This is a genomic window from Micromonospora sp. NPDC049102, from assembly GCF_043197485.1.
Classification (GTDB): domain Bacteria; phylum Actinomycetota; class Actinomycetes; order Mycobacteriales; family Micromonosporaceae; genus Micromonospora.
Genome location: NZ_JBICTE010000007.1, coordinates 136,082 through 147,859 on the forward strand (window position 1 = coordinate 136,082; position 11,778 = coordinate 147,859).

General features: G+C 70.1%; 10 protein-coding genes, 2 tRNA genes and 1 pseudogene. 8 read left to right on the plus strand and 5 right to left on the minus strand.

Translation table 11 applies throughout. The features are described from left to right. The first annotated feature begins 163 nt into the window (after window positions 1–163). A complete protein-coding gene (locus ACGFH9_RS10480) occupies window positions 164–1,171 on the plus strand; it encodes a sugar phosphate isomerase/epimerase family protein (RefSeq protein ID WP_355244312.1) in 1,008 nt (335 codons plus the stop codon). A gap of 124 nt (window positions 1,172–1,295) precedes the next feature. On the opposite strand, the gene ACGFH9_RS10485 is transcribed toward ACGFH9_RS10480, so the two are convergent. Beyond that, window positions 1,296–1,694 carry a hypothetical protein gene (locus ACGFH9_RS10485; RefSeq protein ID WP_393217285.1) on the minus strand — a complete coding sequence of 133 codons (399 nt, stop codon included), beginning with the start codon at window positions 1,692–1,694 and terminating at the stop codon, window positions 1,296–1,298. Window positions 1,695–1,990: 296 nt separating this feature from the next. Here ACGFH9_RS10485 and ACGFH9_RS10490 point away from each other — a divergent pair. The 6 genes and pseudogenes from ACGFH9_RS10490 to ACGFH9_RS10515 all read left to right on the plus strand — a co-directional run bounded on the left by ACGFH9_RS10490 (window position 1,991) and on the right by ACGFH9_RS10515 (window position 8,166). Further along, window positions 1,991–2,063 (plus strand) — tRNA-Asn (locus ACGFH9_RS10490). A 933-nt stretch (window positions 2,064–2,996) separates the two neighbouring features. Further along, complete coding sequence (locus tag ACGFH9_RS10495) at window positions 2,997–3,668, plus strand: transposase (protein ID WP_393217286.1); 672 nt, start codon at window positions 2,997–2,999, stop codon at window positions 3,666–3,668. Beyond that, window positions 3,665–4,197: pseudogene (locus ACGFH9_RS10500) on the plus strand (IS256 family transposase). The gene ACGFH9_RS10495 and the pseudogene ACGFH9_RS10500 overlap by 4 nt, the downstream one beginning before the upstream one ends. A gap of 331 nt (window positions 4,198–4,528) precedes the next feature. Beyond that, window positions 4,529–6,652, plus strand: coding sequence for an MMPL family transporter (locus tag ACGFH9_RS10505; RefSeq protein ID WP_393217287.1), 2,124 nt, complete (start codon window positions 4,529–4,531; stop codon window positions 6,650–6,652). Then, a complete protein-coding gene (locus ACGFH9_RS10510; protein WP_393217288.1) occupies window positions 6,642–7,880 on the plus strand; it encodes an FAD-dependent oxidoreductase in 1,239 nt (412 codons plus the stop codon). Before ACGFH9_RS10505 ends, ACGFH9_RS10510 begins: the two co-directional genes overlap by 11 nt. A gap of 212 nt (window positions 7,881–8,092) precedes the next feature. Continuing rightward, window positions 8,093–8,166 (plus strand) — tRNA-Ile (locus ACGFH9_RS10515). Window positions 8,167–8,260: 94 nt separating this feature from the next. Here the strand turns inward: ACGFH9_RS10515 and ACGFH9_RS10520 are convergent. The 3 genes from ACGFH9_RS10520 to ACGFH9_RS10530 form a co-directional block, all read right to left on the minus strand. After that, a complete protein-coding gene (locus tag ACGFH9_RS10520; RefSeq protein ID WP_393217289.1) occupies window positions 8,261–9,373 on the minus strand; it encodes a hypothetical protein in 1,113 nt (370 codons plus the stop codon). 117 nt (window positions 9,374–9,490) lie between these two features. Then, entirely contained in the window at window positions 9,491–9,865 is a 375-nt protein-coding gene (locus ACGFH9_RS10525; RefSeq protein ID WP_393217290.1) for a type II toxin-antitoxin system VapC family toxin, read from the minus strand. Beyond that, the gene (locus ACGFH9_RS10530; protein ID WP_393217291.1) at window positions 9,862–10,116 is read right to left on the minus strand and encodes a type II toxin-antitoxin system Phd/YefM family antitoxin; all 255 of its coding nucleotides are present in this window, start codon (window positions 10,114–10,116) and stop codon (window positions 9,862–9,864) included. The genes ACGFH9_RS10525 and ACGFH9_RS10530 overlap by 4 nt, the downstream gene beginning before the upstream one ends. A gap of 233 nt (window positions 10,117–10,349) precedes the next feature. Here ACGFH9_RS10530 and ACGFH9_RS10535 point away from each other — a divergent pair, with 233 nt between their 5' ends. Beyond that, window positions 10,350–11,240, plus strand: a complete 891-nt coding sequence (locus ACGFH9_RS10535) for a GNAT family N-acetyltransferase (RefSeq protein ID WP_393217292.1) — start codon at window positions 10,350–10,352, stop codon at window positions 11,238–11,240. 50 nt (window positions 11,241–11,290) lie between these two features. On the opposite strand, the gene ACGFH9_RS10540 is transcribed toward ACGFH9_RS10535, so the two are convergent. Continuing rightward, window positions 11,291–11,647, minus strand: coding sequence for a hypothetical protein (locus tag ACGFH9_RS10540; RefSeq protein ID WP_393217293.1), 357 nt, complete (start codon window positions 11,645–11,647; stop codon window positions 11,291–11,293). Between the last annotated feature and the right edge of the window lie 131 nt (window positions 11,648–11,778).

Consider the following 11,778-nt stretch of genomic DNA (forward strand, 5'->3'; position numbering starts at 1 on the left):
GACCGTGACGGTGGCCGGTGACCCGGTGGGAGGCGCAACCCGCCGGGCCCAGGTGCGCTCGGCACCCACCGGCGATCCGCCTCGGTCCCGCGTACCGGTCTGACCGGTCACCCTCGCCCCGGTCCGCACAACGGAATCCCCATCACATCAGGGGAGAAGGACAATGGCGCGACCCATCACGCTCTTCACCGGCCAGTGGGCCGACCTTCCGTTCGAGGAGGTCTGCCGGCTCGCCTCCGAGTGGGGCTACGACGGTCTGGAGATCGCCTGCTGGGGCGACCACTTCGAGGTCGACAAGGCGCTCGCCGACGACTCGTACGTCGAGCGTAAGAAGGAGACCCTCGCGAAGCACAACCTTCAGGTCTTCACGATCTCCAACCACCTGGTCGGTCAGGCGGTCTGCGACCACCCGATCGACGAGCGGCACCAGGACATCCTGCCCGGCCGCATCTGGGGCGACGGGGAACCCGAGGGCGTCCGCCAGCGGGCCGCCGAAGAGATCAAGGACACCGCGCGGGCGGCCGCGAAGCTCGGGGTGAACACCGTCGTCGGCTTCACCGGCTCGTCGATCTGGCACACCCTGGCGATGTTCCCGCCCGTGCCGCCGTCGATGATCGAGCGCGGCTACCAGGACTTCGCCGACCGGTGGAACCCGATCCTCGACGTGTTCGACGAGGTGGGGGTGCGGTTCGCGCACGAGGTGCACCCCAGCGAGATCGCGTACGACTACTGGACGACGAAGCGGACGCTGGAGGCGATCGGCAACCGGCCCGCGTTCGGGCTGAACTGGGACCCGTCGCACTTCGTCTGGCAGGAGCTGGACCCGGTGAACTTCATCTTCGACTTCGCCGACCGGATCTACCACGTCGACTGCAAGGACGCGAAGGTGCGTACCGGCGATGGCCGGCGCGGCCGGCTCGCCTCGCACCTGCCCTGGGCCGACCTGCGCCGCGGCTGGGACTTCGTCTCCACCGGCCACGGCGACGTCCCGTGGGAGGACTGCTTCCGGGCGTTGAACGCGATCGGCTACACCGGCCCGATCTCCGTCGAGTGGGAGGACGCCGGAATGGACCGCCTGCTGGGTGCCCCGGAGGCGCTGCAGTTCGTCCGCCGGCTCGCCTTCGACGCGCCGAGCGCCGCCTTCGACGCGGCGTTCAGCAGCAAGGACTGACCGAGCCCCGCGCCCGGCCCGACGACCACCGGGCCGGGCCACGGCTCGGTCTGTCCGGACCATGATCCGCACACGACACGGGCCGGTCGCCTCGCGGCGGCCGGCCCGTCGACGTGCGGGTGGGTCAGAGCGTGCTTGCGTTGGTGCCCGAGCCGGACGGCTTGGTGCGGGGGGTGGTGGCCGACGGCGACCCGGAGGCCGTGCCGACCGAGCCGGAGCCCGCCTTGGCGCCCACCGTGGCGGGCGTGCCGGCGAACGCGTCGTCGGCGGCGGTCAGCTCCTGATTGCCGGTGCTGCCGTTACCCAGCTTCTCGCCGAGCTTGGTCTGGCCGAGCTTGTCCTTGCCCTCGCTGTAGAGCCGGTTGGCCTGGGCCTGCGCGACCCCGGCCGCCTCCTGCACGGTCGGGTGGTCGAGCACCTTGCGGCCCCGGACCACGAGCTCTTCGTACTTCTCCCGGCCGGCACGGGCGCCCAGGACGAATCCCGCAGCCAGCCCGCCAAGAAACATGATCTTTCCGCGCATGGCGGCTCCTTCCGTACCTGACGCGCCGTCGCCCCATCGGGTTGCCCCGTCGGGCACGACCAATTCGCGCCTGCGTCCTCTGTCCGCAGCTAACTACCCATCCTGCTCCCCGCTCAAGCCTGCTTGTGCCCGGATGGCGATTTGCCCCGGTTGCGATTCGCGGCGCAGTCCTGACCTGCGAAACTGGATCAAGGCAGATGCGGGTGCAACCCACTGGACCGCCAGCGGGGGATGTCCTGTACTCTTGTCCCCGTCGCACGGTGCCGGCGAGATCCGGTTCTCCGAGCGGTGCACGATCCCCTGTAGCTCAATTGGCAGAGCAGCCGGCTGTTAACCGGCAGGTTATTGGTTCGAGTCCAATCGGGGGAGCTTCTTCACCCAACGCCCGTCGGCCACCCGCCGACGGGCGTTCCCATATCCCCCTCCATCCGGCCCCCGCCCGCTTTGCTTCGGTCGGTCCCGCCGGCCCGCCCGCCGGCCTGCCCGCCGGCCTGCCCGCCGGCCCGCCCGCCGGCCGGCCCGCCCGTCCTCGCCCGGCTGGCCGGCTCGACCCCGGCTTGCCCGCGCTGCCCCGCCCGCACTGCTTCGGCCCCGCCCGCCGGCCTGCCCGGTCCGCCGGCGACAGCTGCCCCGCCGCAATCTGCCGGTCGTCCGCGCGCGCCCGCCGCGACCTGCGGTCGTCCGTTCCTCGACCCTCACGATCCTGTGCAGTCACCCAATGCGCTGCCCCTCCCCGCGCCGCGCCTCTCCCCGCGCCGCGCCGCGCCTCTCCCCGCGCCGCGCCGCGCTTCGCCTCGCCTCGCCTCGCCTCGCAAGATCGTGCTCGATCCTGGATGTCACGCCGATGCGTTAGGGCTGTGATTGGCGGGTCAACCCCTGCTGGATAGTGGGAACGGGACTCCTGGTAGATCAACTTGTGTCGAGCAAGAAGATCACGTCCCGGGAGTTCCGTTGCAGGAAAAGTCTGTCATCACTCGGTCGGTCGTGGTGGCCGGGGATGTGCACGCGCCCGGACATCTGGGTGAGTTGACCCAGATCATCGATTTCGACCTGGTGGACGCGGTGTTAGGCCGTGTGGCAAAGCCCCTGGCCGGCCTGCGGAGGCCGAGAGGACCGGCCGTTTCGGCCGCTGGTGAACCGTCGCTCGCGGGCCCGTGGTCCGGCCGGATCGGAGCCGCCCCCTCCATTGAGCGTGATGCCTGTGGGTCATCAAGATGACTCACAGGCATCACCCTCATCGTGGTGTCCGCCGTCGGGACTGTAAAAACAACGGTGTAACTCCGATCAAGGGAGTAGCACTTGATGATGGCGATCACGACCGATGTGGTGGACAGTGCCGCTGTGCCCGGTGACGAGAAGGCCAAACGGCCGCGTACGAAGACGACGCCGGCGGGTGTCGACCCGGCGCTGGTGTCACAGTTGGTGACCCAGGCCCGCGAGCAGGGGCTGCAGCAGCTGACGAAGATCGTGCTGGAGTCGGCCCTCGATGATGAGATCACCGACCACCTCGGCTACGACAAACACGACCAGGCCGGCGCGAACTCCGGCAACTCCCGCGACGGCAACCGGTCCAAGACGGTGCTCACCGATGTCGGGCCGGTGCAGATCGACGTGCCACGCGATCGGGCAGGCTCGTTCGAACCGGCCATCGTCCGCAAGCGTCAGCGCAGGTTGTCCGGGGTGCAGGACCTGGTGCTGTCGCTGTCGGCGAAGGGCCTGACCACCGGCGAGATCTGCGCGCATCTGGCCGAGGTCTACGGCGCCGAGGTCTCTCGCCAGACGATCTCCACCATCACCGACAAGGTGATGGACGGTATGACCGAGTGGCAGAACCGGCCCCTCGATCCGGTCTACCCGGTGGTCTTTCTCGACGCCATCAACGTCAAGATCAGGGACGGGAAGGTCGCCAACCGGCCGATCTACGTCGCTCTCGCGGTCACCGCCGACGGCCACCGAGACATCCTCGGCCTGTGAGCCGGCGACGGCGGGAGGGTGCCAAGTTCTGGCTGCAGATCTGCACCGAACTGAAGAACCGGGGCGTCGACGACGTACTCATGGCCGTCTGCGACGGACTGACCGGCCTACCGGATGCCATCGGGCAGGTCTGGCCCCGCACCGTGGTCCAGACCTGCGTGGTGCACCTGCTCAGGAACTCGTTCCGCTACGCGGCCCGCCAGCACTGGGACGCGATCGCCAAGGCACTCAAACCGGTCTACACCGCACCGACCGAGGCCGCCGCTACCGAAAGGTTCCTCGAGTTCGCCGAGGCATGGGCGGCCGGTATCCGGCGATCGTGAAGCTGTGGGAGAACGCCTGGGCCGAGTTCGTGCCGTTCCTGGCCTTCGACGCCGAGATCCGCCGGATCATCTGCTCCACCAACGCCATCGAGAGCGTCAACGCCCGCATCCGCCGCGCCGTCCGCGCCCGCGGACACTTCCCCAACGAGCAAGCCGCCCTCAAGTGCGTCTACCTCGCGGTGATGAGCCTCGACCCGACCGGGTAAGGCCGCAAACGCTGGGCCACCCGCTGGAAAAGCGCACTCAACGCCTTCGACATCACCTTCGACGGACGCCTCTCCGCCGGCCGCAAGTAGAAGATCAACCAACCCCAGTTACACCGTTAACTTGACAGACCCTTACCCGGTGATGTTGTGAGGATCTTGGGCGCGGGGCGCGGGGCGCGGGGCGCGGGGCGCGGGGCGCGGGGCGCGGGGCGCGGGGCGGTGGAATGGGAGGGTTTGGGCCGCTTGGGGCTCGGCTGGCCGGCAGGATGGTCGATGTCGACTTGGACTCCCGCTGCGTCGATAGATGCGTCGATTGTTGGGGTGAGCGCGAATGACCGGACGAGGGGGCTTCGGCCGGGCCACGCTGGTCGCGGTGGTGGTCGTGCTGGCCTGGTTGGTGATCGGAGCGGTGGCCGGCCCGTACGCCGGGCGGCTCAGTGAGGTCTCCACCAACGACAACGCCGCGTTCCTCCCGACCGACGCCGAGGCGACCCGGGCCCAGGACCTCGCCGGTGGTTTCGTCGATCGGGAGACGACGCTGGCGCTTGTCGTCTACGAGCGATCGTCGGGGATCACCGACGCCGACCGGCAGCGGGTGGCCGCCGACGCGGCCCGCTTCGCCCGGGTGCCCGGCGTGGTCACTCCGCTGCCACCGCCGATCCCCAGCGAGGACGGCCAGGCGTTACAGATTGTCGTGCCGGTGGACGACGCCGAGGGTGAGGAGATCGGCGCGGTCGTCCAACAGGTGCGTGACATCGCCGGCGGTGACCGGGACGGGCTCAGCGTGGACGTCGCCGGCCCGGCCGGTCTGCTCGCGGACCTGATCGAGGTCTTCTCCGCCATCGACGGGCCACTGCTGCTCGTCACGCTGGTGGTGGTGCTGATCATCTTGCTGATCGTCTACCGCAGCCCCGTTTTGTGGATCTTTCCGCTGCTTGCCGCCGGCATGTCGTACGCGCTGGCGTCGGTCTTCGTCTACCTGCTCGCCGACGCCGACATCCTCAAGCTCAACGGGCAGGCGCAGGGCATCCTCACCGTGCTGGTGTTCGGTGCCGGCACCGACTACGCGCTGCTGCTGATCGCCCGCTACCGGGAGGAGTTGCACCGCCACGAGCGACCGTGGGGCGCGATGCGTGCCGCGTGGAGGGGTGCCGCGCCGGCCATCATCGCGTCCGGCGGGACGGTCATCGTCAGCCTGCTCTGCCTGCTGCTGTCCAGCCTCAACTCCAACCGGGCGCTCGGCCCGGTCGCCGCCATCGGCATCGCCGCCACGCTGCTGGTGATGCTCACCTTCCTGCCCGCGCTGCTGGTCCTCGGCGGCCGGTGGGCGTTCTGGCCCCGACGTCCCCGGGTCGACCAGTCCGATCCCCAGGCCGACCACGGCATCTGGAGCCGGATCGCCGGCTTCGTGGCCCGGCACGCCCGTCCCATCTGGTTGAGTACGGCCGTCGTCCTGGCGATCCTCACCCTCGGCCTCACCCAGCTCGGCGCGACCATCCTCGGTCAGTCCGACCTGTTCACCCAGCGCACCGACTCGGTGGACGGCCAGGAGGTGATCGCCCGGCACTACCCGGCCGGCACCGGCAGTCCGGCCACCATCTTCGTCACCGAACGGGCCGCGCAGCAGGTGGCCCAGGTGGCGCAGGGCGTACGCGGGGTGGCGGCGGTACGCCCGTTCAGCGGCGGCCAGCAGAGCGGTCCACCCGACCCGAATACTGCCCCGAAGGTCGTCGACGGGAGGGTGCAGTTGGAGGCGACGCTCACCGACGCGCCGGACAGCGACGGTGCCGAGCGCACCATCCGTGATCTGCGGGTGGCCGTACACCAGGTGCCCGGCGCGGACGCCGTCGTCGGCGGGTTCACCGCGATCAACGTGGACACCTCGGACGCCGCGAAGCGCGACCAGAACGTCATCATCCCGGTGGTGTTGGTGGTCATCGCGGTGATCCTGGCCCTGCTGCTGCGCGCGCTCCTCGCGCCCCTGCTGCTCATCGGCACGGTGCTGCTCAGCTTCGCGGCCACCCTCGGCCTCTGCGCGCTGCTGTTCCGCCACGTCTTCGACTTTCCCGGCGTGGACTCGTCGTTCCCGCTGTTCGCGTTCGTCTTCCTGGTCGCGCTCGGCATCGACTACAACATCTTCCTGACCAGCCGGGTCCGCGAGGAGTCCGTCCGGCGGGGCACCCGGGCCGGTGTGCTGGCCGGCCTCGCCGTCACCGGTGGGGTGATCACGTCGGCCGGGATCGTGCTCGCCGCGACGTTCTCCGCCCTCGCCGTCCTGCCACTGGTGGTGCTCGTCGAGTTGGGTACGGCGGTCGCGATCGGGGTACTGATCGACACGATCATCGTCCGGTCGCTGTTGGTGCCCGCGCTCGCGTACGACATCGGGCCGAAGATCTGGTGGCCGGGCCGGTTGTCCCGGACGAACGGTGAGCGGGAGGCGCGCGATGCTGGCTGAGACCGACGTGGTGGTCGTCGGCGGAGGCCTGGCGGGCCTTGCCGCGGCCCGCCGGCTGCACCGTGCCGGCGTGCCCTGGCGGCTGGTGGAGGCCGGCGGCCGGCTCGGGGGCCGGGTGGCGACTGACGTCGTCGACGGGTACCTGATCGACCGTGGCTTCCAGGTGCTCAACACCGCCTACCCGCGGCTCGGGACGTTGCTCGACACCGACCGCCTGAACCTCGGGTACTTCACCTCCGGCGTGCTGGTCCGCCGCGGTGACGACCTGCTGCGGCTGGTCAACCCGCTGCGCGAGCCGACCGGCGGGCCGCGCACCGCGCTCGCCGACGTCGGCTCGCTGCTCGACCGGCTCCGCTTCGCCGCGCTCGCCACCGGGTGCGCGACGCTGCCGGCGTCCCGGCTGCTGGCCGCGCCCGAGACCACCACCGAGACGGCGCTGCGTCGCGCCGGCCTCTCCGACGCGATCATCGAGGAGCTGCTGCGGCCGTTCCTGTCGGGTGTGTTCGTCGACCGCGAGCTGGCGACCTCCAGTCACGTGTTCGCGATGGTGCTGCGCTCGTTCGCCCGGGGCCGTATCGGTCTGCCCGCCGAGGGGATGGCCGCGCTGCCCCGGGTCATCGCCGACCCGCTCCCGGTCGACCTGCTCGACCTGGACACCCCGGTCGCGCAGGTCGCGCCCGGCCTGGTCCGCACGCAGGCCGGCGACATCCGCTGCCGGGCCGTCGTGGTCGCCGTCGACCCGCCCGCCGTGGCCGCGCTGCTGCCGGCTCTGGCGACGGTACGCATGCACAGCTACACCACGTACTACCACAGCGCTTCCGAGCCGCCGCTCGCCGAGCCGATTTTGCTCGTCGACGGCGACCGTCGGGAGATCGTGGCGAACACGGTGGTGCTCAGCAACGCCGCCAGCACGTACGCGCCGACCGGGCGGCACCTGGTGGCGACCTCGGTGGTCGGCCCGACGGCCCCGCCCGAGCCGACCGTCCGGGCCGAGTTGACCCGGCTGTACGGCCGATCCACCGCCGACTGGACGCACCTCACCACCGTGTCCGTCCCGGACGCCCTGCCCGCCGCCCCGCCTCCGCAGGGTCGGCTGCGCAAGCCGGTTGCGCTCGCCGAAGGGCTGTTCGTGGCCGGTGACCACCGGGACAGTCCATCGATCCAGGGCGCTCTCGCCAGCGGCTGGCGGGCCGCCGGTGCCGTGCTGGAGGAGCTGCGCGCCGGCTGACCCCGCGCCTCGAAAGAGGACACCGCAGCCGTAGTTGATAACCTCTGATCGTCGCCACGTGTGGCTGTGGGGCGTCGTCGTGGCGGGCTCGCTGCTCACTGTTATTCTCGCGTTGCCCATCGTGCTGCTGTGGCGACGGCGGCGGTGATGGGACGGGGCCGCATCGGCGCTGGCCCGTGATCCACCGGGCGGTATAAGATCCGCGCGGTGTCGGGGCGGTAGCTCAGCCGGTTAGAGCAGGGGACTCATAATCCCTCGGTCGCGGGTTCGAGTCCCGCCCGCCCCACCGTTATACCTGGTCAGTCATGCTGCCGACGGCCCGGTTGGGCCGGCCTCGAGGTCGGGACCGTCGCCCTCGCCCCCCAGAAGTGGCCACGACGCTAGCAACGCCGAGCAAGGATCACATCGCGCGTCCGTTCCAGATTTCCACCGGTGCAGTGCAGGGCGGTCGGGTTCGAGGGAAGCGCGGCTAGAGCGCGCCAGGTGTCGATGTGGGTGACCGTGGTGAGGAGAGCTGTCAGGAACGTTGCCGATGCGCTTACCTGCCACCATTGGCGAACACGGAGAAGCTTTGCGCCAAGGAGCGCCACCAGGAGTGCTGCGGGAAACGCGAAGACCGGGCCGGCGATGCCCTGCGCCGCCCCGCACGCCACGCCGTCGACGCCTGAGTTCAGGCACTCGGAAATTGGGGGCATGACCTCCCAGGCGACGGTGACAGCTCGCGGAACCGCACAGAGGATGCGGGCGGCGTACGGGGTGAGCGGTATATCGCACAAGTATGAATATGACTCGCTGGCAGATCCGAATACGAGTGTTACCCCGAGGAAGGGGGATCCACGTACTCGCCGAACGGCTCGACCGATCCGTCCCAGCCGAGCCAACCCTGCTGGGCCATCCGTCCGTCGGCGTAGACGTAGGACCAGCGGGCGCCGTCCTCGCCTTCGAAATGGACGACGCCGGAAGCGCCGGGTCAGTCCGATGGCGGCGACCAAGCGGGCCACGTCGGCTGCTGTTGGGCCGGCTCGTAGCGCAGCGGCCAGCGACTCCCGGGCGACGCGGCGGGTCCACGTCTCCGCAGGCGCGATGCGATCGGCGTTGACCAGGGCCTGGCCGGCTGCGCCCGCGTCGCCGAGGTTCAGGTGGGCACGTGCGATGTCGATCAGGTGGGCGGCTCGATGTTCGGCGGGGAGCAGGTGCCAACCGTTGGCACCGATGGCCCGTCGGTGTCTGAGCACGGCCAGGTGGTGATCCCCGGACCACGTCGCGATCAGGGCGCGCGCGAGGTCGACCGGAGTGGCGCCGAATGCGATGCCGTCGTGGTCGTGGCAGTTGGCGTCGTCCGCGAGACGGGCCGCGCGCTCGGTGAGTTCGCCTGCGGCGGTGACGTCCGAGCTGGTGGCGGCGGCGAGCGCCGCTTCGATGAGCAGGGCGCCTGCTGCGCCCGTACCGCGGGAGTAGGGCGGCGCAAGGTCGATCTGGGGTACGGCGTCCATGGCTGCCGTCATCGCCAGCCGGCCCCGCTCCGAGGCTTGGCTCGGCGGCAGTCACGCCGGCAGCGTCCGCGCCAGCCCACGGCGCGGTGTGGATCAAGCGTGGACCGAGCTGTGCGATCACACCTTGAGGACGTCCACGTCGTACAGCGCTATCGACGGGTCGCGGGAGGCGAGGGCCAGCCCTTCGGTGATCGCCTGTGCCACCAGCATGCGGTCGAAGGGGTCGCGGTGGTGCGATGGCAGGCGGCCGGCGGCGATAGCGTGGACGTGGGTCACCGGGAGTTCCCGGAAGCCCATGTCTCTTACCCGCTCGGCAAGGTCAGGAGGTCCGGCGAGCTTCCCGGTGCTCTGTTTGATGGTGATCTCCCACAGGGTGACCGGGGAGAGGAAGATGTCCGGCTCGTGGCGTAGTCGATCGAGTAACTCGGGGCCGAGGGCCGGGTCGCCGGTGATGGCCCAGAGCGCGACGTGCGTGTCCAGCAGCAGGTTCATGCGCCGATGCCGAAGTCCTCGGCGATCTCGGCGTTGGTCTGTGGTGAGTCCCAGTCACCGGAGAGGTCCAGTTGGCCGGCGAGGGAGCCGATTGCGGTGCGGTTAGCCCGCCGGACCAGGGGTACGACCTTCGCTACCGGGGTGCCCGCCCGGTCGATGATGACCTCCTCGCCGTGTTCCACCCGTTCGATGATGCGCGACAGATGGGTCTTGGCATCATGCATGTTGTAGTGCACCGGCTCAGCCGACATGGCGCGCGACCTCCTCGCTTAGCTAAGCGATTAGTTTAGCCGGCTCGGCCGCATGCGTCCGCGGTCTCAGGTGCTCTGGGCCCGGGAACCTGACCCTTCCGGGTCCGCGCCCTGCGCGAAGGCAGGCTTAGCGATCACCATGGCGGCGTTGGTCCGCACGGAGTCCGCAGCAGCGTCGCTAGCCTCTGCACGTGATTTCCTACCGCGCTAGCACCCCCGCAGACCTCGGTCGCGTGACCGCCTGGGTTGTGACCGAACCCGTGGGGTGGATTTCCGCCGATCGGTACGTGGCCGATCTGGCCGACGGCATGTACCGGCCGGGATGGACCTGGATCGCCGAGCACGACGGTCAGGTCGTGGGGCGGGCGCTGTGGTGGGGTCCGAAGGGCAGCCCGCATCCGGTCGCGCTCGACTGCCTCGACGTGGACCCTGCGGTGGGCGACCGTGCCGCCGTCGCGGCCGAGCTGATGAGGGCCGTGCTGGCCGGGTTCCCGGAGCCGGTGCAGTACCGGATCAGCGTGACGGGTGGCTGGCGCGACGATCCCGCCACCTCGGCGGCCGTCGAGTGGCGGAGGGCAGCCGCGCACACGGCAGGCCTCACCCGGGAGGTGGAGCGCCTGCAGTTCGAGTGGGCACCCGCCGACGGGGTGCCTCCCGTGACCGGCCGGCTGCGGTTCACCGAGGCGTCCGACGAGGAGTTCCTCGCGGTGTTCAGGAGAATCGCCGAGGGCAGCCTGGACGCCCAGACGCGTGCGAACCTGGCCGCCAAGGGCGTGGACGCGACCGCGCGCGAGGAGATGGACTTCTACCTCCGGGCACCGGGCAAGCGGGAGTGGTGGCGGGTCGCCTACACGCACGAGGAGGAGGTGGCGGGCATGGCGATTCCCTCCGCGACCTCGTACAACGTGAACGTCGGCTATCTCGGGGTGGTGCCGGAGTTCCACGGGCGCGGCTACGTGGACGAAGTGCTCGCCGAGATCACCCGCTTTCACGCGGCCAACGGGGAGTCGCGCATCACCGCCACCACCGACATGGGCAACACGCCCATGGCGGCCGCCTTCCGTCGCGCCGGGTACCGCAACACGGGGATCCGGATGAATCTCTCCAACGACGTCCAGCCCTGAACCAGGAAAGCTGTCCCCGACAGCGGGACGGGCGCGACCGGGAGCGGTTGTCAGAAGTACCGGATGGACCAGTCGAACATCCGCACCGGTAGGAGTACGAGGACGACTGTCGCGGCGATGGCGACGAGGACACGCGCGGCGCGAAGACCCCGCCACCAGGGGATGAGCCAGAGCAGCAACCACAGGGCCCCTGAGATCGCCACGTGCACGCCGATCACCCCGAGGCTGGTCTCCTCGCACATGTTGTCGGCGACGGCCTCCTTGCACAGCGCCGGGGGGCCATTGTGGTCTCCGACGTTCCCCAGCAATCCGACGGCGCAGGCCAACACCGGTGCCGCCACGAGGGTGAACAGTGGCGTCACCAACCATCCGGCAACGTCACGGCGCCGGTCCGTCAGCCATCCCACTCGCGGAACGGTACCGGCGGACATCGACACCTTCCAAGCTGGACAGACCTCCGCGATGGCACGCACCGGCCGGGCCACGCCAGGACGCTCGCGCCGATAAACTCCGCCGAGTTTCCTCGTCGAACCGCACC

Excerpts from the sequence above, each read along its gene's own strand:
- ACGFH9_RS10530 (WP_393217291.1), bottom strand. The coding sequence starts at position 10,116 with ATGTCGGCTGAGCCGGTGCACTACAACATGCATGATGCCAAGACCCAT.
- ACGFH9_RS10525 (WP_393217290.1), bottom strand. The coding sequence starts at position 9,865 with ATGAACCTGCTGCTGGACACGCACGTCGCGCTCTGGGCCATCACCGGC.
- ACGFH9_RS10510 (WP_393217288.1), top strand. The coding sequence starts at position 6,642 with ATGCTGGCTGAGACCGACGTGGTGGTCGTCGGCGGAGGCCTGGCGGGC.
- ACGFH9_RS10505 (WP_393217287.1), top strand. The coding sequence starts at position 4,529 with ATGACCGGACGAGGGGGCTTCGGCCGGGCCACGCTGGTCGCGGTGGTG.
- ACGFH9_RS10485 (WP_393217285.1), bottom strand. The coding sequence starts at position 1,694 with ATGCGCGGAAAGATCATGTTTCTTGGCGGGCTGGCTGCGGGATTCGTC.
- ACGFH9_RS10495 (WP_393217286.1), top strand. The coding sequence starts at position 2,997 with ATGATGGCGATCACGACCGATGTGGTGGACAGTGCCGCTGTGCCCGGT.
- ACGFH9_RS10520 (WP_393217289.1), bottom strand. The coding sequence starts at position 9,373 with ATGGACGCCGTACCCCAGATCGACCTTGCGCCGCCCTACTCCCGCGGT.
- ACGFH9_RS10480 (WP_355244312.1), top strand. The coding sequence starts at position 164 with ATGGCGCGACCCATCACGCTCTTCACCGGCCAGTGGGCCGACCTTCCG.